The sequence below is a fragment of the Phaeobacter sp. JH20_26 genome (genome assembly GCF_048056275.1).
GTDB classification, from domain to species: Bacteria; Pseudomonadota; Alphaproteobacteria; order Rhodobacterales; family Rhodobacteraceae; genus Phaeobacter; species Phaeobacter bryozoorum.
In genome coordinates, this window is sequence record NZ_JAYMWL010000013.1 from 1,721,127 (window position 1) to 1,741,111 (window position 19,985).

Sequence of the window (19,985 nt, forward strand, 5' to 3'; positions counted from 1 at the left end):
GCCGCAATATATTGTCTCCTCCAGATGGAGAAACTGCACATCCGGTGTCAGGACAGCCGAGCCGCGCAGGCGGAATAGCCGTCACATCCGACGCCGTTCTCTAACAGTCATTGATCGGGAGACCGGATACGGATGCGAAATAATGCACCCTATGATTGTTTTGATTAATTTTCAGATATAAACCGATACCCGCTGCCGACAGTATCGACACGACCCACGCCACCATTCGGTAGGTGATACCCTACAACCATCAGCTGCTCAGATGACAGCCGCTGCAACAGCTTTTGCCGCACCCTGGCCGCGGCGGCCGGGAGTTGATCGGATGCGATTTCCCAGCCCGGCTCGGAGAAGCTGACATGTGCATTGGTGATCGCATCACCCAGCACCATCGCGTTATCCGTCCCACCTGAAATTTCAAACGACATATGGCCGGGTGAATGGCCAAAGGTCGCGTGTGCAGCAACACCTGGCAGGATCTCGGCGCCATCATCGAACAGGGTGATACCATCGGCAAGGATCTCCAGACGTCGGCGTGCGCCAACCGCCATGGACTCACGCGCGGCGCCGATTGACCCCACGGTTGCAGGATCAAACCAGTAGTCCCATTCCTTGCGCCCCATCATATGTTGAGCGTTGCTAAAGAGCGGTTCGTCGAAATCATCCAGAACGCCCCAGAGATGGTCAGGATGGCAATGCGTGAACACCACATGCGTGACATCCTCCGGGCTGATCCCCACGGCAGCTAGCGCATCGGGCAGCTGTCCAGTCCCATCCTGAAAGGCGGGCCCCGCACCGGTATCAAACAGAATGATGTGATCCTTGTCGCGCAACAGCGTGACATTCACCTCCGGTGTGAGCGGCTCATCAGGAGAAATCCCATGCTCCGCAAGGACACGCGCAAGCGCAGATGGCTCCAGATCCCCATACAGAAAAGAGGGTGGCAACTGCATTCGGCCATCTGAGAGGCTGAGCAGCTCCGCTGCGCCGAGCGACACTCTGGTTTCCGCCCAAACACGCCCGAAGGGCACCAGCGCGAGCCCGGCCCCCAACCCCTGCACAAAATGCCGTCTTGTTACTGCCATGGTTCAACTCCCTCTTCCGCAAGAGTAATAATATTCAAATATGTGCATAAAATGAAGCCCAATACGCCGGATAGAGGGCCTGACCGAAGAATAGCAAAAACCGACAGATAGAAACCTGTCGGCTTTTTCCCTTTTGTTTTCGAGGCGGTCGCCTATTTCCGGCTCAGCTCTTTCCAGACGCCATTCTCTACCACCGAGATGACAATGACATCGGCGCCCCTATGGTCATCCGGCCCATAGGTGATCTGGGTATCGGTCAAGGCATCAAAGAAATCGAGGCTTTCCATCCCCTTGATAAAGCTTTCATGAGTCAGATCGGGGCCTGCGGCCTCCAGCGCATTCACCACGGTATTGGCTGCACTATACCCGAGCATGGCAAAGCCACCGGCGGGCTGGCCGAACTTTGCTTCGTAATCCGCCATAAACTTCGCCGGAACGTCGTCTTCAGCCCGCGCGATCAGGTCAGCCCAGCCAGCCGCAGCATATAGACCCTCCGTTACGCCGCCGGGCACCGCCGCCACCACCTCAAGAAAACCGGCGGAGGTGTTGAGGAATTTCGCCTCAGTCCAGCCCAGCTTCTTGGCGGTGCCAACCACGGTAATCCCCTGCCGCACGCCAAGAGCCATGGTGATGATATCGCATCCTTCGGACTTCAGCTTCGTCAGCGAACCGACGAAGTCCAGCTCATCCGGCTTATGGGTCGTCTCGGCAGCGAAACTCAGCCCTAGTTCGGCAGCAACATCCTGGCTACCCTCCTTGATCTCCTTGCCGAAATCCGACGGGATATACATCGAGCAGACTTCTTTCGCATCGAATTCTTCCGCCAGATAGGTCACACCGGCGCGGACCTGATCGTAATAGCTGGAAAACCCGATGAACTTATTGTCGATCGGCTCCTGCAACATCTGACGCGCAGCGGTCAGCGGGCTGATATTGGGAATGCCTTTCGGATCCAGCAATTTGAACCCTGCGATATTCATGGGTGTTCCCAACGACAGGAGCATTGCAAAGACCTGATCGCGATTCAGAAGCTTATTGTAGCCCTGCATGGCCCGCGGAATCTGATAGCCATTGTCTTCGACCACGAAACGAATTTGGCGGCCGTGAATGCCGCCATTGGCATTGGCCTCGTCAAACCGCAAATTGGCGCCATTTACGGCCGGCACACCAACAGCGGCAAATATTCCACTCAGGTCATTGACCGAGCCGAGCACAATTTCACTGTCGCTCACTCCTTGGGTCTGCGCCATCGCCTGAGGCGCAAGCCCCGCCGCCAGTGCGGCCCCGATAAAGCCCGCTGTCCATCTCTTCATCTGCGCTTACTCCCTTGTGTCCCCCGGCGCGGATGCGCCTGTTTGTCAGTACATCTGGTCGATCAGGTTCTTGTGCTTTTTCTCCACCAGCCCACGTTTCAACTTCATGGTCGCGGTCAGCTCGTCATCCTCGGCCGTGAGCAGAACGTTGATCAGACGGAAATCCTTGATCTGCTCGACACGCGCGAAATCACGGTTGACCGCACCGACCTCACTCCGGATCAGATCAACCACCGGTTCCGCAGCACAGAGCGAGGCAAAATCACTAAACGGGATTTTCCGATCTTGCGCAAATTTCTCGACGTTTTCCTGATCAATCATGATCAGGCAGGTCAGGAATTTGCGCCGGTCACCGATCACCACTGCGTCTGAAATATAGTGGCTGAACTTTAACCGGCTTTCGATTTCAGCCGGTGTAATATTCTTGCCGCCAGCGGTGATAATGATGTCCTTGATCCGCCCGGTGATGGTCAGGAACCCATCTTCGTCCAGCCGCCCGACATCGCCAGTGCGCAGCCAGCCATCCTCGGTATAGGTCTCAGCCGCTTTTTCAGGCTTGCGCCAATATCCCTGGAAATTGTTGAGCCCCCAGAGCTGAATTTCCCCATCCGCCGCGATACGAATATCAACGCCCGGCACGGCTTGGCCAACAGTGCCCGGCCGATGCGACAACACCCGGTTTGCCGCCGTAAGTCCTGCGTTTTCGGTCATCCCGTAGCCCTCGATCAGCGGCACGCCAATCGACCAATACCAACGCAGCAATTCAGGGGAAATCGGTGCCGCCCCGGTGCCGCCCCGGCGCAGCCGGTCCAGCCCGAGCATTCGGCGCAGATTACGCAGAACCAGCATATCCCAGATCCGATAGCGCAGGGCGATACCCGCAGGGACGGGTTTTGCGGCCAGTACATACTCGGCCCGCGCAGCCCCCGCAGCGACCGCCCGACCAAAGGCCCAGCGCCCCAGCCAGGTCGCCTCCTGCGCCAGGACCAGAACGCGGGAATAGACTTTTTCCCAGACACGCGGCACCGCAAAGAAGGTGGCCGGCGACACTTCCTGCATATTGTCGAAAACGGTTTCCGGGCTTTCGGCGAAATTCACCGTACTGCCGGCCGCCATTGGCAGGTAGACGGAGACGTTGCGCTCAAGGATATGGCAGAGCGGCAGGAAACAGAGCTGCTCATCCGTGGCGTAGCATTCCAGTGCACGCGCGCCTGACTCCATCGTCGCGAGGATGTTCTCGTGACTCAACATGGCGCCCTTGGGCAGGCCAGTGGTGCCCGACGTATAGATCAGCAGCGCGGTTTCATCTGGCCGCGACCGGGCCACCGCGTCCTCGAAAGCGGTTGGATTTGCCATCTTGAAGGCCGCGCCCTGATCATAAAGCTGATCGAGAAACAGGCATCTGTCATGCTCCAGATCATGCAGCCCGTCGCGCTCCAGAATGATAACCCAGCGCAGATGCGGGACCTCGGCTTCGATCTCCAGGAACTTGTCCAGCTGCTCGTCGTTTTCTACCACCAGAAACCGGCTGCCGCTGTCATTGATCAAATAGGCCAGCTGCTGGGCGGAATCTGTCGTATAGACGCCAGACGCAATGGCCCCGGCGCCCTGGATGCCCATATCGAGATAGAGCCATTCCTTGCGGTCTTCGCTCAGGATCGAAACAACTTCACCTCGCTCAAGCCCCAGCGCCATCAGGCCCAGGCCGATCTTTTCCGCATGGTCCCAGTAGTCCTGCCAGGAATAGGCCTTCCAGATGCCCATATCCTTTTCGCGATGAGCGGTCCGTTTGCCCAGTTGATGACAGCGCAGCGAAAACAATTTTGCCACGGTATCGCAGCCATCGACCATGACGGGCCGCTGCCCCGGCGTGGCATTGTAGCTGGCGCCGTTCAGTTCAACCTGAGGAAGCGGGGCCGCATCGCCGCCCGCCTGTGTTGTTATGTCTGCCGCCGACGCTGTCTGTGTCACCGCTGTCCTCGCATCCATTCAGGTCCCTAGTTGATCTCAGTCGCGCCGATCAGCGCCATGTCTTCTTGCGCTTCCAGCGTTTCTCGCTGCGCTGCCCGGCCTCCTGATGGCCGAGGTAAAACGCTTTGATATCCTGGCTGTCCATCAGCCGGTCGGCGCTGCCATCCATGACGATACGCCCGATTTCCATGACATAGCCGACATGCGCCAACTCCAGCGCGATCCGCGCGTTCTGTTCCACCAGCATCATGGTCACCCCCTCATCGCGGTTCAGCCGCTTCAGGATGCCAAAGATTTCCTGTACCAGCAGTGGCGACAGGCCAAGGCTTGGTTCATCCAGAAGCATGATGCGCGGACGGAGCATCAACCCACGCCCGATCGCCAGCATCTGCTGCTGACCGCCTGACAGTGTGCCAGCCTCCTGATGGCGCCGCTCAGCCAGGATGGGGAAATAGTCAAACACCATCTGACGGTCGCGCTCGATCTCAGCCTGATCACGGCGGGTATAGGCCCCGAGGGTCAGGTTTTCGTCAACGCTGAGCAACGGAAAGACCTCGCGCCCCTCGGGCACATGTACGATGCCCCGGCGGACGATCCGATGCGGTTCCTCACCTTGGATTTCTTCGCCGTCGAAGCTGACCGTGCCCTTCTCAGGATCCATGATACCCGAAATCGTCTTCAGCAGGGTAGATTTTCCAGCGCCATTGGCGCCCAGAACCGTGACGATCTGCCCGGCCTGAACCGATAGCGAAACACCGCGAATGGCCATGATCGGCCCGTAGAAACTCTCAAGATTGCGAATGTCCAGCAAGGCCGCGCCCATCACACCGCCCCCGCGCCCAGATAGGCTTCGATAACAGCCGGGTCGGCCTGCACTTCAGCCGGGGTGCCTTCGGCCAGTTTCGCGCCATCGGCGAGGGCCAGAACGCGGTCCGACACGCTGGACACCAGACCCATGTCGTGTTCCACCATCAGGACAGTGATCCCCATCTGTTTGCGGATATCGTCGATCCACCAGCGCATATCCTGGGTTTCCTCCACCGACAGGCCGGAGGCGGGTTCATCCAACAACAAAAGCCGCGGCCCCGAGGCCAATGCACGGCCAAGCTCGACAACCTTGCGGATGCCATAGGGCAACCCGGCAATCATCTTGTTGCGGTAGGCTTGCAGATCCAGGAAATCGATGACCTGCTCAACAGCAGCCCGGTGCAACCGTTCCTCGCGCCGGACACGTGGCGCAAAAAACAGCTCTTCGATCAGGGTAGTGCGCCGATGACGATGCCGACCGACCAGCAGGTTCTGCAGCACCGTCGCATGATCGAACAACTCGATATTCTGAAACGTCCGCGCAATGCCCAGATCCGCCACCGCATCCGCGTTGCACTGCAACAGGTCACGCCCATCAAAGCGGAACTGGCCGGAATGTGGTTGGTAGAACCTGGAAATCAGGTTGAATACGGTGGACTTCCCCGCCCCATTTGGCCCGACGATGGCATAGACCTCACCTTCCTCAACCGAGAAGCTGAGATCATTCACCGCCACAACGCCACCGAATTTCAACGTGGCATGTTCAATCTCCAACAGGCTCATCTGAGGCGCTCCGTCTTGAGATAGGATTTCTGACGCCGGAACATGTCCTTGCGTGCGAAGGGGAACAGCTCGAACCAGATGCGAATCTTCAGCCAGCGTCCATAGAGGCCCATCGGCTCAAACAGAATGAACAGGATCAGGATCATGCCAAAGACGCCGGTTTCCAGACCCGGAATGGCAACCCCGCTGCCGAGCACGCTGTCTTTCAGGATCGACAGCCCCTGCGGCAGAAAGGCGACCACCACCGCGCCAAAAAACGCGCCATGTATTGATCCCAGCCCGCCAATCACGATCATCATCAGCAGCGTAATCGAGATCACCAGAGAGAAGGTCTCATTGTTAAAGGCACCGGCGTAATAGCCCATCAGCGCCCCGGCCCAACCGGTGATCATGCAGCTTAACCCAAAGGCGGTTGCCTTGGTCCGGGCGATATGTACGCCCATCGCGGTGGCGCTGACTTCACTGTCGCGCACCGCTGCAAAGGCCCGGCCAAGCGGTGACCGTAATAGATTGCGGTAAAACAGCGTTGAAATCACCGTGACACCAAGAACCAGATAGTAAAAGCGCACCGGCATGGTCCAGCGTTCAATCTCGATCCCAAAGAGACGGATCACGTCAGGAAATTTGCCCGACACACCACCGGTCCAGGGTTCAAGCAGAACGATGATGTCATCGGCCAGGATCGACAGGGCAATGGTAGCAATCGCCAGATAGATCCCGTGCAATCGCAGGGCCGGAATGGCGATGATGGCCCCAACAACCCCGGTCAGTACCCCTGCCAGCGGGAACGCCAGAACAAAGGGCACACCCTGTTCAATCAGGATGGTATTGGCATAGCAGCCAATCGCCAGAAACGCAGCATGGCCAAGGCTGGCCTGTCCCGTCTGGCCGGTCAGCAGCATCAGCCCCAGCCCGGCAATCGCCCAGATCAGAACATTGGTGACCTCGCCGATGTAGAATTCGTTGATCAGCAGTGGCAAAGCCAGCGCCAGCACAATCAACGCACCATAAACCAGCAGGCTATGACGGTCAGGAAACAGGCGGATGTCGTGGTCGTAGCTGGTTTTGAACTGAATCCGCATCGCCTTATACCTTCTTTGTGCGCACTTGGCTGAACAGACCATGCGGACGGAAGACCAGCACCGCCAGCAACAGCACGTAAGGGGCAATCTGCGAATAGCCAGCCGCCAGGTAACGCGCGGCAAAAGGTTCGATCACGCCGACGATCAACCCGCCCGCCAACGCACCCGGAAGCGAGCCGAATCCACCGATCACCGCCGCAGCAAAGGCCTTGATGCCCAGCAGCCCGGCATTTGGATCAATCGCGCCCTTCGACGCAAAGAGGATTCCCGCAACAGCCGCCGTCGCTCCCGAGAGCCCCCAGATGAGCCCCTGCACCCGCCTGACCGGAATGCCCATGAAATAGGCCGCCATCTGGTTTTGGCTGGCCGCCTGCATGGCCAGACCCAGCTTGGTGCGCTGAAAGAACTGGTAGAGCGACCAAGTCAACAGCACCGTGACAACAATCACCGCTATATCGGCCAGCCCCAGAACGACGCCGGCAAGCTGTACATCTCCCAGCGCCAGCGGACTCTCAAGCGTCTGTGGCTCATGGCCCCAGATCGCACCGGCAAAGAAGCGAATGACAAAGCCCAGCGCGATCGTCAGGATGACAACCGCCGTCTGGTTCTGCCCAAAGAGATGACGCAGGATCAGCAGGTCAAGCAGATACCCAAGCCCGGCCATGATTGCGATCGACAGCGGTGCCGCGACCCAGAAGGGTAAGTCCAGATATTCAGCATTGGTCAGTCCCAGCGTAACGAAGGCGCCAAGCATCATGAAATCGCCCTGAGCGAAATTGACCGCCTCGGTCGCCTTGTAGATCAACACGAAGCCAAGCGCGATCAGACCGTAAACACAGCCGTTCGCGAGCCCGCTGACCAGCAGCTGCACTCCGTCCAAATTGTCCTCCCCCACCCGTTCAAGGCGGCTTTTCTTTTGCGCAGGTCCTATGCGTTTCAGACCTCCTCAAGCCAAAACGCCGCTGCGATTAAACCCAGAGTAGAGAGGTTGAAATTCACCTGTCAATCCGCGCGACACTGCGTCAGCGCCAGAAAAACAGGCTACCGCATTCGAAAAATGCCTCTACCATTCGCGGCGCAATCTTGGGCCGAACCGGTGCGCGAGGTGACCAGTCAGCCGCAGACGCTCTTTAGCGCAGCGCAAAATCTCGCGGCCGCTGCCGACAAGAGGTGCTCACTCCGCAGGCAGAGCCCGACCGGCCCAAGGGTGCTGTCAGTGTCCAGCGGCAGCTCTACCAGGGCGCCGCTGGCGAGGTCAGATTTCACCACCCCATGGCTGATGATCCAGACCGCCTGATGTGCCAATGTGAACTGGCGCCCAAACGTCGACGAGACTGTTTCAATGGCGGCCTCAGGCATCGAAATGCCCTGTTCCAAGAACATGCGTTCAACCGAAGGGCGAATAATTGACTTCGGCGGCGGCATCAAAACCGGAAACGCGCCGAACAGCGCATAGGGGAGATCCTGCGGTGCCAGCTCCGTCAGCGGATGGCCCGGTGCGACGACCACGGTTACCCGCTCACGGAACAGCGGATCGAAATCCAGGCCCACCATATTTTCGGGTGCCGGTAGTCGCCCTACGACCACATCCAGCTCTCCGCGCCGCAACAGATCCAGCAGATGCTGATTGTCTCCCGACATGACGGAAAACCGGTTACGCGCGCCCTGCGTCCAGATATTGGCCAGCGCCTCCGGGACAACGGTTGCCGAGACCGTCGGCAAAGCCCCAATCGCGACCTTGGATCCCGCGGCCTCATCCAGCCCACGTAGCAATTCGACACCGTCGCGTGTCAGGGCCAGACTGCGCCCCGCATAGTCCCTGAACATCTCACCATAGCTGGATAGTCGAATGCCGCGACCGTGTTTCTCGACCAGAGGTTTATCGCAGACGGCTTCCAATTCGCGCAGCGCCCGCGTCACTGCCGGCTGGGTCATGCCCAGGCGCTCCGCCGCTTGGGTCACGCTCATATTTCTGGCAACCTCGACAAAGACCTCCAGATGGCGGAGCTTCAGCTGAGATGAAAGGCGCATATCATTTTCGACATAAAAATATCCACACAAGGGGATTATACAGACCATTTACGATATGAGATAAGGGATAATCCATGGAGGAGCATATGCACAAGCCGCAGTATGACGCAGGGATGAAGGTTCGTCGCGAGGTATTGGGCGAAGCCCATGTGGCCCGCGCAGATGCTGCGACAACAGCGCTGGATGCGCCTTTCCAGTCCCTGATTACCGAAGCAGCCTGGGGGACAGTCTGGGCCTCTGAGCAGATCAGCCGACGCGAACGCTCGATGCTGACGCTGGCCCTTCTTGCGGCGCTCGGCAATTTCGATGAGATCCCGATGCACATCCGTGCAACCGCAAATACCGGCGCAACACCCGAAGATATTGCTGAAGTTTTCCAACATGTTGCCATCTACGCGGGGGTGCCGCGCGCCAATCATGCGCTGAAGCTCGCCAAGAGAACCTATGCCGAAATGGCCGCCGAAGAACGAGGCGACGCCACCCCCGCAGGAGACAGCTGTGACGCCCCCTGATTATTTTACCCGCGACCGCCGCTGGCACCCTCCTGCCTTCACGCCGGACTACAAAACCTCGGTCAGCCGATCCCCCCGATTGCCGCTGCTCAGCCTCGAAAACACTGCCAGCGAAATCACCGGCCCGACGTTTGCGCCCAGCGATATCGCGCCCGGAGACAATGACCTTCTGACCAATTTCGCCCACGATGGCGGCAGTCCGATCGGCGAGCGCATATTGCTGCATGGGCGTGTTCTGGACGAAAACGCACGTCCCGTTCCCAATACACTGGTCGAGATCTGGCAAGCCAATGCCTCGGGCCGCTACCGCCATAAAAAGGACGGCTATCTGGGTGCATTGGACCCCAATTTTGGCGGCTGCGGTCGTGTTCTGACCGATGATCAGGGCGCCTATGCCTTTCGCACAGTGAAACCAGGGGCCTACCCCTGGCGCAATGGCATAAACGACTGGCGGCCTGCACATATACACCTTTCGGTGTTTGGCCGCGCCTTTGCGCAGCGGCTGATCACCCAGCTCTACTTCGAGGGCGATCCGCTGATTGCCCGCTGCCCTATCGTTAGCACCATCCCCGATCCCGCCGCCGTTCAGCAACTGATTGCGCGGCTCGACATGAACGAGACGCTGCCGTTTGACATGATTGCCTATCGCTTTGATATCGTGCTGCGCGGGCGTCGCTCTACCCTGTTTGAAAACCGGCGGGAGGGGAACTGATGGTGCCGCCACTGAAGGAAACCCCGTCTCAGACCGCAGGCCCCTATGTGCATATCGGCCTAGCGCCAGGTGCCGCCGGGTTTGAAATCTATGAGGCCGAGCTGGGTCAGGATATCGCCGGGCCTAATGCCAGGGGCCAGCGCATTCGGGTTCAAGGCCGGGTCTTCGATGGCACCGGCGCAGCTCTGAAGGACGTTTTGATCGAGGTCTGGCAGGCCAATGCCGATGGGCGCTATCCGCACCCGGAAACTCCGACATCCGATAACACGCGCGCGCCGGTCGAACCCGGCTTTCGTGGCTGGGGCCGCGCGATTTCTGATTTCGACACCGGGGACTGGCAGTTCGATACCGTGAAACCGGGAGGTGTCTGCGGGCGTGACGGGAAGACCATGGCACCACATATCAACCTCTGGATCGTGGCGCGTGGCATCAACATCGGGCTGAATACCCGGCTCTACTTCGACGATGAGCCGGAGGCCAACGCCAGCGATCCCATCATGGCGCTGATCGAGCAGACCGAGCGGCAAAAAACCCTGATCGCCCGCCGCCAGGATCACGGCAGGGCGGACGATGCGCAGGCACCCGTGACCTATCGCTTTGACATTCACCTGCAAGGGCCGGACGAAACCGTGTTCTTCGATATCTGAGGGCTGATCATGACCAATCCCTGTATCATCTGCGTCGCGATAACCGGCTCTGTGCCGCGCAAGGCCCATAACCCGGCCGTGCCGATCACTGTTTCCGAACAGGTAGAGAGCACACAGGAAGCCTATGAAGCCGGTGCCAGCATCGCCCATTGCCACGTCCGCCAGGACGACGAAACACCGACTTCCGATCCTGACAGGTTTGCTGAACTGATGGATGGGATCCGGCGGCACTGTCCCGACATGATTGTCCAACTCTCTACCGGCGGCCGCTCCGGCGCTGGTCGCGAACGCGGCGGAATGCTGTCTCTACGGCCCGATATGGCTTCGCTCTCGGTGGGCTCCAATAATTTTCCAACCCGCGTCTACGAGAACCCGCCGGATCTGGTCGATTGGCTGGCTGCGCAGATGCAGGCCTACGACGTGAAACCGGAAATTGAGGCCTTTGACCTCTCCCATATTCATCAGGCAGTGGCGATGTCGCGTGACGGCCGGTTGAAGGCCCCACTCTACGTCCAGTTTGTACTGGGCGTGAAGAATGCAATGCCGGTGGATCGTGATGTGTTCGACTACTACGTCAAGACTATGCAGCGCCTTGCCCCAGATGCGCAGTGGTGCGCGGCCGGGATCGGAGCCGGACAGATCGAGGTCAACGAATGGGCCATCGCGGCAGGCGGGCACACCCGTACCGGGCTGGAAGATAATCTGCGACTGGACCGGCATACGCTTGCCCCCTCCAATGCCGCACTGGTGCGCCGGACGGCGGATCTGTGCGAACGCTACGGGCGACCCGTTGCTACCGCTCATCAGGCCCGCAGCATTCTGGGCCTTCGCGCAGCCAACGGCTGAAACGGGGCGACCGGCTATCACCTGTCAGCGCAGCAATAGGCCGACCCAAGACACCTCTTTCGGCTGTTTCATGCCCATCCCAACGGACGCGGCGTCAGCCAGCCTGACCCCCTTGTCTGCGCGCATATCGCACCCTATCTCGAGAATGCGCGCGACGCATTCGCAGCAAGAGCCGCTCCTCCCTCGGCTGCTGTAGCCTGATTGCCTAACCCTCCCGAGTTGCACAGGGCTTGGAATGCGCCGCGCGTTACCATCCCTCGCATCCCATTGGCCATGAGATATAGCGCCAAGCCTCCTCAATCCGCGACGTCTTGCTGCTCCGGGATCTGCGACAGATCACGCAATATCGGGCAGTCCGGGCGATTATCGCCGGAACAGCAGGTGACCAGTTCCGACAATGTGTCCCGCATCGCTTCCAGATCCGCGATCTTGAGGTTGATCTTGTCCAGATGTTCCTGCGCCAGTTGTTTGACATCTGCGCTGGCACGGCTCTCATCCTCGTAAAGCGCAAGAAGCGTGCGGCAGTCCTCGATCGTAAACCCAAGCGCGCGGGCACGACCCAGAAACGCCAGCTTGTGAAGGTCGGTCTCCGCAAAACAGCGATACCCGTTTTCGCTGCGCCGCGGTTTGATCAGCCCAATGTCCTCATAGTATCGAATGGTCTTGGCCGGTAGGCCGGAGCGGTTCGCCACATCGCCTATATTCATGGTCGCACCTCTGCCAATTGCTGCGCGCCTCGCGCGTTTGGGAACTTTCCTAAGGGATCTATTTCGGAACTCATCCGACGCAAGCCCAGGCTGTTGCCGAGGCCGGTCACCTTAACGTTCAGTTTTCTGACACGCGCCTGTTCCATGGCTCGCCCCTTTCGACATCTGATCATCCCCTTTTGCGGCAGATATGAGGCTTCCAGTTAGGGGAAGGTCAAGGGCAGATAGCGCAGGTTTCTCGAACAGATGATGTGGCCATACTTACGCGCACCGGACCGGCAGGTGACGGGAACGAAGAGGCCCTCGTCGTATTCTTCTGAGGCGCAGCCAGCCGAAGCCGCTAGTGTGGTAGCGCAAGAAATACACATCCCGCGACGGCCGATGGTTTACGCCCCCCCAATGGGTCTGCCAATATGCCGCTCAGCGCAATTGGCGCCTGCCGTCACTGACAGAACAAAGGAATTTCGCAATGATACGCACTCGCGCCGCTGTGGCCGTTGCCCCGGGCAAACCGCTTGAGATCATGGAAGTGAACCTCGAAGGCCCGAAAAAGGGCGAGGTGCTGGTCGAAATCAAGGCAACCGGCCTCTGCCACACGGATGAATTCACCCGCTCCGGGGATGACCCAGAAGGGATCTTCCCGGCCATCCTGGGCCACGAGGGCGCAGGCGTCGTGATCGAAGTTGGCGAAGGCGTCACCAGCCTTGAAGTGGGCGATCACGTCATTCCGCTTTACACCCCCGAGTGCCGCGAATGCGAGTATTGCCTCAACCCAAAGACAAATCTGTGTCAGGCGATCCGCTCTACCCAAGGTCAGGGCCTGCTGCCGGACGGATCCACCCGTTTCTCGATGCTGGATGGGACACCGATCCACCATTACATGGGCTGCTCGACCTTTGCCAATCACACGGTGGTGCCTGAGATCGCCCTGGCCAAGATCCGCAAGGACGCCCCCTTTGACAAGGTCTGCTACATCGGATGCGGCGTCACCACCGGCATCGGCGCGGTGATCAACACCGCCAAGGTCGAGATCGGGTCGCGCGCGATTGTCTTCGGCCTTGGCGGCATTGGACTCAACGTGATCCAGGGTCTGCGACTGGCAGGTGCGGATCAGATCGTCGGCGTCGACCTCAACCCCGGCAAGGTTGAGATGGCCAAGAAATTCGGCATGACCGACTTCGTAAACCCCTCCGAGGTAGAGGGCGATCTGGTGGCGCATCTGGTTGAGCTGACCAAGGGTGGCGCCGATTACACATTCGACGCGACGGGCAATGTGCAGGTCATGCGGACCGCGCTTGAAGCGGCGCATAAAGGCTGGGGTGAGAGCATCATCATCGGCGTGGCTCCGGCAGGCGCCGAGATTTCGACACGTCCGTTCCAGCTGGTCACAGGCCGCAGCTGGCGTGGCACCGCCTTTGGCGGCGCCGCCGGACGTACCGACGTGCCCAAGATCGTGGACTGGTATATGGACGGCAAGATCGAGATCGACCCGATGATCACACACAAACTGTCGCTGGACGAGATCAACCATGGGTTCGAACTGATGCACGAAGGAAAGTCGATCCGCGCCGTGGTCGAATTCTGATCCACCCGCAGACCCGAGATCATGACGCAGGCCGCAGGGCCTGCGTTTTTTTTGCACTTCATCTGCCTGCATTCGGGGAACGTCCTGCCAGCAAGGGGTGGCGAGCCGCGTCAACCAAAGGCATAATTGCCCGGCACCTGCCCCGCTTTGGTTGAGGACCTTGCTTGAAACTACAAGCCGTTGACATCTCCCGGACCGAATCCGCCGCGACGATCATCTTTCGCACCCTGCGCAAGGCGATCATCACCGGTGAGCTGTCGGATGGAACCCCCCTGCGGCAAGATGAAATCGCCAAGGCCTTTCACACCTCGCGCTTTCCCGTTCGCGAGGCGATTGCCCGCTTGGAACAGCAGGGGCTGGTCACCTCCCAGCGCTACAAGGGTGCCGTGGTCGCAACCCTGTCGATGCAGGACGCCTCAGAACTCTTTGACCTGCGCGCCAAGCTTGAAGCGGATATCATCCGCGCCGCCGTCCCGAATATGACCATGGACATCCTCGCACAGGCGCGCGCGCATCTGGATGCCTTTGCCGCCTGCAATGCGCCAATGCAATGGGGGCCGCTGAACCGAAAATTTCACGGCACGCTCTATAGCGTCAGCGGCTTGCCCTATCACGTCGAGATCGTCGAAACCTCGATGGACCGGATTGATCGCTACCTTCGCGCGCAGCTTATCATGAGCGACGGCATGGCCCGCAGCAGCAGGGAGCATCGCGCGATACTGGCGGCTTGCGAAACAGGTGATGCCGATCTCGCGGCCCAATTGACAGCAGAGCATATTCTGGCTGCCAAAACCTCGCTTGAGGATCAGCTACGCGCGCAGATCCCCTAACGCCGCACTGCCGCACCTCTAGGATCCGGCGTCCACCGCCTCAAGGCTGACATCGTAGCCCCATAAGCGGCGCAGATGCTTCAACACCTCGTCGCGGTCATCCTCCGACAGGTGAATGCCGTCGCGCACCGTATGGGTCAGCTTCAGCTCGCGGTCGCCTTTCAGATCGGCATCGGTGACCTGAATATCAGGCTCTAAATAGGCCAGATCGTAGGAATGCGCGAGATCGCGCCGCACCGAGCGATAGCCACTGCGATTGTGGATCTGACTCACCACCAGATGTGACTGCTCGGCGTCATCAGCGAGGGTGAACAGTTTGAACTTGCGGATGAGATGCGGCGACAGGAACTGCTGGATGAAACTTTCATCGCGGTAATTGGCCCAGGCATCCCGCATCACCCGGCGCCAGTCGGGATCACCCGCGAAATCCGGAAACCATTCGCGATCTTCATCGGTCGGGTTCTCGCAGATGCGGCGAATGTCCTGCATCATCGCAAAGCCCAGCGCATAGGGATTGATGCCAGAATACCGCGGGTCGTCATATTCCGGCTGGAGCACCACATTGGTATGGCTGTGCATCATCTCCATATAGGCGCCTTCGGTCAGGCGGCCCTGCTCGAACAGCTTGTTGATAATGTAATAATGCACAAAGGTCGCGCAGCCCTCATTCATAACCTTGGTCTGTTTCTGGGGGTAAAGATACTGCGCCAGCATCCGCACGATGCGCAGGATTTCAGATTGCCAGGGATCAAGAACCGGGCTGTGTTTCTCCAGAAAATACAGCAAGTTTTCCTGCGGCAGATTCATCAGCTTGCGACGGGCACTATAGGGCTCGTCCCTGATCTGCTCCAGCTTGTCGCCCCCCATGGTTGCATCGGTCCATATATCCAGAACGCTCTGACCGCTTTCATAACCTTCACGCACCTTCTGCATCGCTGCCAGTTCTTCGGTGGTGGGTTTGGGCGGACGGCCATAGCGAAAGACCCCCTGCGATTGCAGCGCATGGGCCGCGTCCAGGATCTCCTCTACTGCGCTGAGCCCGTAGCGCTCCTCGCAGGCGGCGATGTAGTTCTTGGCAAAGGCCAGATAGTCGTGAATGCCGGCCGCATCGGTCCATTGCTGAAACAGGTAGTTGTTCTTGAAAAAATGATTATGCCCAAAGGCCGCATGGGCCATGACCAGCGTCTGCATGGCCATGGTATTTTCTTCCATATTGTAGCTGATACAGGGGTTTGAGTTGATGACGATCTCATAGGCCAGCCCCTGCCGCCCGGTCCGATACAGCGCCTCGTCGCGGGCGAAATGCTTGCCGAATGACCAGTGCTGATACATCAGCGGCAGACCGACGCAGGAATAGGCATCCAGCATCTGCTCGGCCGAGATGATCTCGATCTGGTTCGGATATACATCAAGCCCCAGATCATTCAGCGCAATATCCTCAATCGCGTCCCGCGCAACTTCCAGAAGTTCAAAGGTCCATTCCGGCCCCGTGAACAGTGGCTTCGCGATAGTATCACCCGCCTGCATTCTGCGCCCCTTTTGCCTTGGGGAGGAAGAACTCCCTGAAAATCGGATAGATATGGGAGGGTTGCGACACACGCTGCATCTCAAAATGCGGGACCTGAGCCTTGACCTGCCGGTAGTTCTGCCAGAGATCCTCACCCGCCTCGGGATTGCTCAACAGCATCTCCGCGTTCTCATCGACGATTTCGACATAGGCGTAGTACTGGCAGACCGGCAGCAGCTCTTCCAGAAGCAGCGCCTTGCAACGCGCCGAGTCATTGCCGAAATTCTCCCCATCAGAGGCCTGCGCCCCGTAGATGTTCCACTCATCCGGCGGGTAGCGTTCGGCGACGATCTCCTTCATCTTTTCTAGCGCGGTCGACACGATGGTGCCGCCTGTCTCGCGGGCATAGAAGAAGGTTTCTTCATCAACCTCCTGCGCGTGATGGGTGTGACGCACAAAGACCAGTTCGGTATGCTCATAGCTGCGCGCCAGGAACAGATGCAGCAGCAGGAAGAACCGTTTGGCCAGATCCTTCTCCCGCTCCTGCATGGAGCCAGAGACGTCCATAAGGCAGAACACGACCGCACGGGAGTTGCGGATCTTCTCCGGCACGTGGGTGTCATATCGCAGATCCAGCGGGTCAATATACCCCACCACGCGACGTTTGCGCTCCAGGGCCTCCAACCGGAGGATCAGCTCTTCAAGATAGGCTTCCTGTTCGGTGCTGCGTTCCGCCAGCGCCTGAAGCTCCTCGATCTGTTTTTGCAGCTCGGCTATGGATTTGGCAGTCGGGCGTTGCAGTGCGATCCGACGTCCCAGCGAATTGCGCATCGTCCGCACAAGGTTGAGGTTGTTCGGCGTGCCCGCAGTGGTCAGCCCGGCACGGCGTGTCCCGATGGTTTCAGTCTCTACAGAGGCTTTTTTGACCAGATCTGGAAGCTCAAGACCATCAAACAGGATCTCAAGGTATTCGTCGCGCGTCAGGGTAAAGGAAAATTCATCCGCGCCATCGCCATCCTCGGACGCCTGTTTGCCCCCCTCTCCGGCGCCCCCCTGCGGTCGCTTGAGCGTGTCGCCAACAACAAAATCCTTGTTGCCGGGCAGCACGTGACGGCGGCGCCCCCCCTTGGCGGAATGGTGAAACCGGGGTTCTTTCAAACCGCGTGAGGGAATAGTGACCTTCTCACCTTCGGCAGGAATACCGCCACCATCCTTGATCGATTTGTCGCGGACCGATCTGTCCACGCGCTCCTTGATGCTTTCGCGGGCGCGTTCGAGGAACCGTTGCCGGTTCCCCAAACTCTTGCCCTTGGGATTGGCGCGCCTGTCGATAAAGTGATGCATCTGCCACCCACCCTTTGCTGTTAGCCCGCCTTATTTACGCGCATGTACCATTCCACCAACCTGCGAACCTGCCGGTCGGTATAGCCGTGGCTGCGCATCCGTTCGACGAACTCCTGATGTTTGCCTTCGGTCTTGCTGTCCTTCTTCGATCCGAAGGAGATAACCGGAAGCAGTTCCTCGACCTGGCTGAACATGTGTTTCTCGATCACATCCCGCAGCTTCTCGTAGGAGTTCCATGCCGGGTTCGAGCCGGTATTGGCGCGATGACGCAGGGCGAATTTGACCACCTCATTGCGGAAGTCCTTGGGGTTGGCGATGCCCACCGGTTTTTCGATCTTGCTCAGCTCGGCGTCCAGAACCTCGCGGTCATAGAGCTGGCCGGTGTCCGGGTCCTTGTAATCCTGCTCCTCGATCCAGGCATCGGCATAAGAGATATAGCGATCGAACACGTTCTGCCCGTATTCGGTATAGCTCTCCAGATAGGCTTTCTGGATTTCATTGCCGATGAACTCCTCATAGCGCGGGGCCAGTTCCGTTTTGATGAAAGCAAGGTATTTCGCCTCTGTCTCCGCCGGGAATTGTTCGCGTTTGATCATCTGCTCCAGCACATACATCAGGTGCACCGGATCCGCCGCCACCTCATCGGTGTCAAAGTTGAAGGTGGTCGACAGTACCTTGAAGGCAAAACGGGTCGAAATCCCGTTCATCCCCTCGTCGACTCCGGCGCGATCCTGATACTCCTGCACGGTCTTGGCCTTCGGGTCGGTGTCCTTCAGGCTTTCGCCATCGTAGACGCGCAGCTTGGAATAGAGATTTGAGTTTTCATGCGGTTTCAGCCTGGTCAGCACCGAAAACCGGCTGAGGATCTTCAGAGTTTCAGGCGCGCATGGGGCCGCAGCCAGCTCGCTGTGTTCGATCAGCTTGTCGTAGATCTTAGCCTCTTCGGAAACCCGCAGGCAGTAAGGCACCTTCACGATCGACACACGGTCGATGAAGGCCTCGTTGTTCTTGTTGTTCTTGAACTGCTGCCATTCACTCTCGTTGGAATGTGCAAGGATCAGCCCGGTGAAGGGGATCGCGCCGAAGCTCTCGGTCCCCATGTAATTGCCTTCCTGCGTCGCCGTCAGCAACGGATGCAGCATCTTGATCGGCGCCTTGAACATCTCGACGAACTCAAGAACGCCCTGGGTCGCACGATTCAGGCCACCTGAGAAACTATAGGCGTCGGGATTGTCCTGGCTGTAATGTTCCAGCTGGCGAATATCGACCTTCCCGACCAGCGTGGAGATGTCCTGATTGTTCTCATCGCCCGGCTCAACCTTCGCAACGCAGATCCGGCGCAGCCGCGACGGATAGAGCCGCACCACCGAGAATTTGTTGATATCGCCGCCGAACTCATCCAGCCGCTGGACCGCCCAGGGCGACATCAGCCCCGGCAGCCGGTGTTGAGCGATGCCATATTCATCGCTCAGCAATTTGCCCATCCGCACCGGATCGAAAAGGCCAAGCGGGCTCTCGAAGATCGGCGACAGCTGAGCTCCAGCCTTCAGCACGTAGATCGGCTGCTCCTCTACCAGACGTTTCAGACGTTCCGCGAGCGAGGATTTACCACCGCCGACCGGACCCAGCAGGTAGAGGATCTGCTTGCGCTCCTCCAGCCCCTGCGCGGCGTGGCGGAAATAACCCACGATCCGCTCGATCGTGTCCTCCATGCCGTAGAAATCCTTGAAGGCAGCGTATCGCTTGATGGTGCGGTTCTGAAAGATCGGACCCAGTCGCGCATCTTTTGACGTATCAACCAGCTCCTCTTCGCCAATCGCCTTGAGCATACGTTCGGCGACATTGGCATACATGCTGGGATCATCGCGACAAGCATTCAGATAGTCCTGTAACGACATCTCCTGCTCGCGCGTTTCGCCGTATTGTTCGGCAAAAATTTCGGCAATGTCTTTCATCTGGCTCTAGCCTCCTAGTTACTGCGCGCCGGTCCTCCTGGGGTCCAAGATCGCACACGGACAGAGGGCGCCCAGCGCGAGGGCCAAGTAATGTCCGCGTGAAAATATTCGTCTGAATTCTGCTCGGCGCCGGATCCGGCGATACAAGACCAGCGGGTCACTCTGAGCGGTGACATTCCAGCTGTGGCCTGGGTTTCGGCGTCGTGTACTTAGGATCAACTCTACACCAATTATGTCCTTCAGCCTATCTGAAACTGGTGTCTTTTTGGTT

The 19,985-nt window shown here is 58.8% G+C and carries 18 protein-coding genes; 6 read left to right on the forward strand and 12 right to left on the reverse strand.

The features are described 5' to 3' along the window. Positions 1-164: 164 nt before the first annotated feature. From VWY60_RS13995 to pcaQ, 8 genes are all read right to left on the reverse strand, one after another. Positions 165-1,082: an MBL fold metallo-hydrolase gene (locus VWY60_RS13995; RefSeq protein ID WP_416540762.1), complete on the reverse strand. Its 918-nt coding sequence runs from the start codon at positions 1,080-1,082 to the stop codon at positions 165-167. Between the two features lie 152 nt (positions 1,083-1,234). Further along, entirely contained in the window at positions 1,235-2,395 is a 1,161-nt protein-coding gene (locus VWY60_RS14000) for an ABC transporter substrate-binding protein (RefSeq protein ID WP_416536374.1), read from the reverse strand. Positions 2,396-2,440: 45 nt separating this feature from the next. Beyond that, on the reverse strand, positions 2,441-4,246 hold the full coding sequence (locus VWY60_RS14005) for an AMP-dependent synthetase/ligase (RefSeq protein WP_416592524.1): 1,806 nt from the start codon (positions 4,244-4,246) through the stop codon (positions 2,441-2,443). A 169-nt stretch (positions 4,247-4,415) separates the two neighbouring features. Next, positions 4,416-5,189: an ABC transporter ATP-binding protein gene (locus tag VWY60_RS14010; RefSeq protein ID WP_416540764.1), complete on the reverse strand. Its 774-nt coding sequence runs from the start codon at positions 5,187-5,189 to the stop codon at positions 4,416-4,418. Then, positions 5,189-5,956 (reverse strand): ABC transporter ATP-binding protein, encoded by a 768-nt coding sequence (locus tag VWY60_RS14015; protein WP_416540765.1) that lies wholly within the window; start codon positions 5,954-5,956, stop codon positions 5,189-5,191. The genes VWY60_RS14010 and VWY60_RS14015 overlap by 1 nt, the downstream gene beginning before the upstream one ends. Continuing rightward, positions 5,953-7,038 carry a branched-chain amino acid ABC transporter permease gene (locus tag VWY60_RS14020; RefSeq protein ID WP_260082436.1) on the reverse strand — a complete coding sequence of 362 codons (1,086 nt, stop codon included), beginning with the start codon at positions 7,036-7,038 and terminating at the stop codon, positions 5,953-5,955. The genes VWY60_RS14015 and VWY60_RS14020 overlap by 4 nt, the downstream gene beginning before the upstream one ends. Before the next feature lie 4 nt (positions 7,039-7,042). Continuing rightward, complete coding sequence (locus VWY60_RS14025) at positions 7,043-7,918, reverse strand: branched-chain amino acid ABC transporter permease (RefSeq protein WP_340544161.1); 876 nt, start codon at positions 7,916-7,918, stop codon at positions 7,043-7,045. 233 nt (positions 7,919-8,151) lie between these two features. Next, positions 8,152-9,069 carry a pca operon transcription factor PcaQ gene (pcaQ, locus tag VWY60_RS14030; RefSeq protein ID WP_416540766.1) on the reverse strand — a complete coding sequence of 306 codons (918 nt, stop codon included), beginning with the start codon at positions 9,067-9,069 and terminating at the stop codon, positions 8,152-8,154. Between the two features lie 86 nt (positions 9,070-9,155). Between pcaQ and pcaC the strand changes: the two genes are divergently transcribed. Genes pcaC through VWY60_RS14050 form a run of 4 tightly spaced genes read left to right on the forward strand, consistent with a single transcriptional unit; the run spans position 9,156 to position 11,786 of the window. Beyond that, positions 9,156-9,581 (forward strand): 4-carboxymuconolactone decarboxylase, encoded by a 426-nt coding sequence (gene pcaC, locus VWY60_RS14035; RefSeq protein ID WP_416536371.1) that lies wholly within the window; start codon positions 9,156-9,158, stop codon positions 9,579-9,581. Further along, positions 9,568-10,293: a protocatechuate 3,4-dioxygenase subunit beta gene (gene pcaH / locus VWY60_RS14040; protein WP_416540767.1), complete on the forward strand. Its 726-nt coding sequence runs from the start codon at positions 9,568-9,570 to the stop codon at positions 10,291-10,293. Before pcaC ends, pcaH begins: the two co-directional genes overlap by 14 nt. Next, the gene (pcaG, locus tag VWY60_RS14045) at positions 10,293-10,940 is read left to right on the forward strand and encodes a protocatechuate 3,4-dioxygenase subunit alpha (RefSeq protein ID WP_416540768.1); all 648 of its coding nucleotides are present in this window, start codon (positions 10,293-10,295) and stop codon (positions 10,938-10,940) included. Before pcaH ends, pcaG begins: the two co-directional genes overlap by 1 nt. Positions 10,941-10,949: 9 nt before the next feature. Further along, positions 10,950-11,786 carry a 3-keto-5-aminohexanoate cleavage protein gene (locus tag VWY60_RS14050; protein WP_416540769.1) on the forward strand — a complete coding sequence of 279 codons (837 nt, stop codon included), beginning with the start codon at positions 10,950-10,952 and terminating at the stop codon, positions 11,784-11,786. Positions 11,787-12,082: 296 nt separating this feature from the next. Here the strand turns inward: VWY60_RS14050 and cueR are convergent, their stop codons facing one another. Further along, positions 12,083-12,493, reverse strand: coding sequence for a Cu(I)-responsive transcriptional regulator (cueR, locus tag VWY60_RS14055; protein ID WP_340544153.1), 411 nt, complete (start codon positions 12,491-12,493; stop codon positions 12,083-12,085). Positions 12,494-12,962: 469 nt separating this feature from the next. Between cueR and VWY60_RS14060 the strand changes: the two genes are divergently transcribed. Together VWY60_RS14060 and VWY60_RS14065 are read left to right on the forward strand one after the other, a co-directional pair. Then, positions 12,963-14,078 carry an S-(hydroxymethyl)glutathione dehydrogenase/class III alcohol dehydrogenase gene (locus tag VWY60_RS14060; protein WP_340544152.1) on the forward strand — a complete coding sequence of 372 codons (1,116 nt, stop codon included), beginning with the start codon at positions 12,963-12,965 and terminating at the stop codon, positions 14,076-14,078. 164 nt (positions 14,079-14,242) lie between these two features. Beyond that, positions 14,243-14,908 (forward strand): GntR family transcriptional regulator, encoded by a 666-nt coding sequence (locus VWY60_RS14065; RefSeq protein ID WP_416540770.1) that lies wholly within the window; start codon positions 14,243-14,245, stop codon positions 14,906-14,908. An 18-nt stretch (positions 14,909-14,926) separates the two neighbouring features. Here VWY60_RS14065 and VWY60_RS14070 read toward each other — a convergent pair whose 3' ends face one another. From VWY60_RS14070 to VWY60_RS14080, 3 genes are read right to left on the reverse strand one after another with little or no spacing between them, the layout of a single operon-like run. Further along, positions 14,927-16,435: a SpoVR family protein gene (locus VWY60_RS14070; RefSeq protein WP_416537135.1), complete on the reverse strand. Its 1,509-nt coding sequence runs from the start codon at positions 16,433-16,435 to the stop codon at positions 14,927-14,929. Then, positions 16,422-17,759 carry a YeaH/YhbH family protein gene (locus VWY60_RS14075; protein WP_416537134.1) on the reverse strand — a complete coding sequence of 446 codons (1,338 nt, stop codon included), beginning with the start codon at positions 17,757-17,759 and terminating at the stop codon, positions 16,422-16,424. The genes VWY60_RS14070 and VWY60_RS14075 overlap by 14 nt, the downstream gene beginning before the upstream one ends. A gap of 20 nt (positions 17,760-17,779) precedes the next feature. Then, positions 17,780-19,714, reverse strand: a complete 1,935-nt coding sequence (locus tag VWY60_RS14080) for a PrkA family serine protein kinase (RefSeq protein ID WP_416540771.1) — start codon at positions 19,712-19,714, stop codon at positions 17,780-17,782. Between the last annotated feature and the right edge of the window lie 271 nt (positions 19,715-19,985).

Bases quoted from the DNA above. Each gene is read 5' to 3' on its own strand.
- VWY60_RS13995 (WP_416540762.1), bottom strand. From the start codon at position 1,082: ATGGCAGTAACAAGACGGCATTTTGTGCAGGGGTTGGGGGCCGGGCTC.
- VWY60_RS14000 (WP_416536374.1), bottom strand. From the start codon at position 2,395: ATGAAGAGATGGACAGCGGGCTTTATCGGGGCCGCACTGGCGGCGGGG.
- VWY60_RS14005 (WP_416592524.1), bottom strand. From the start codon at position 4,246: ATGGTCGATGGCTGCGATACCGTGGCAAAATTGTTTTCGCTGCGCTGT.
- VWY60_RS14010 (WP_416540764.1), bottom strand. From the start codon at position 5,189: ATGGGCGCGGCCTTGCTGGACATTCGCAATCTTGAGAGTTTCTACGGG.
- VWY60_RS14015 (WP_416540765.1), bottom strand. From the start codon at position 5,956: ATGAGCCTGTTGGAGATTGAACATGCCACGTTGAAATTCGGTGGCGTT.
- VWY60_RS14020 (WP_260082436.1), bottom strand. From the start codon at position 7,038: ATGCGGATTCAGTTCAAAACCAGCTACGACCACGACATCCGCCTGTTT.
- pcaQ (WP_416540766.1), bottom strand. From the start codon at position 9,069: ATGCGCCTTTCATCTCAGCTGAAGCTCCGCCATCTGGAGGTCTTTGTC.
- pcaC (WP_416536371.1), top strand. From the start codon at position 9,156: ATGCACAAGCCGCAGTATGACGCAGGGATGAAGGTTCGTCGCGAGGTA.
- pcaG (WP_416540768.1), top strand. From the start codon at position 10,293: ATGGTGCCGCCACTGAAGGAAACCCCGTCTCAGACCGCAGGCCCCTAT.
- VWY60_RS14050 (WP_416540769.1), top strand. From the start codon at position 10,950: ATGACCAATCCCTGTATCATCTGCGTCGCGATAACCGGCTCTGTGCCG.
- cueR (WP_340544153.1), bottom strand. From the start codon at position 12,493: ATGAATATAGGCGATGTGGCGAACCGCTCCGGCCTACCGGCCAAGACC.
- VWY60_RS14060 (WP_340544152.1), top strand. From the start codon at position 12,963: ATGATACGCACTCGCGCCGCTGTGGCCGTTGCCCCGGGCAAACCGCTT.
- VWY60_RS14070 (WP_416537135.1), bottom strand. From the start codon at position 16,435: ATGCAGGCGGGTGATACTATCGCGAAGCCACTGTTCACGGGGCCGGAA.
- VWY60_RS14075 (WP_416537134.1), bottom strand. From the start codon at position 17,759: ATGCATCACTTTATCGACAGGCGCGCCAATCCCAAGGGCAAGAGTTTG.
- VWY60_RS14080 (WP_416540771.1), bottom strand. From the start codon at position 19,714: ATGAAAGACATTGCCGAAATTTTTGCCGAACAATACGGCGAAACGCGC.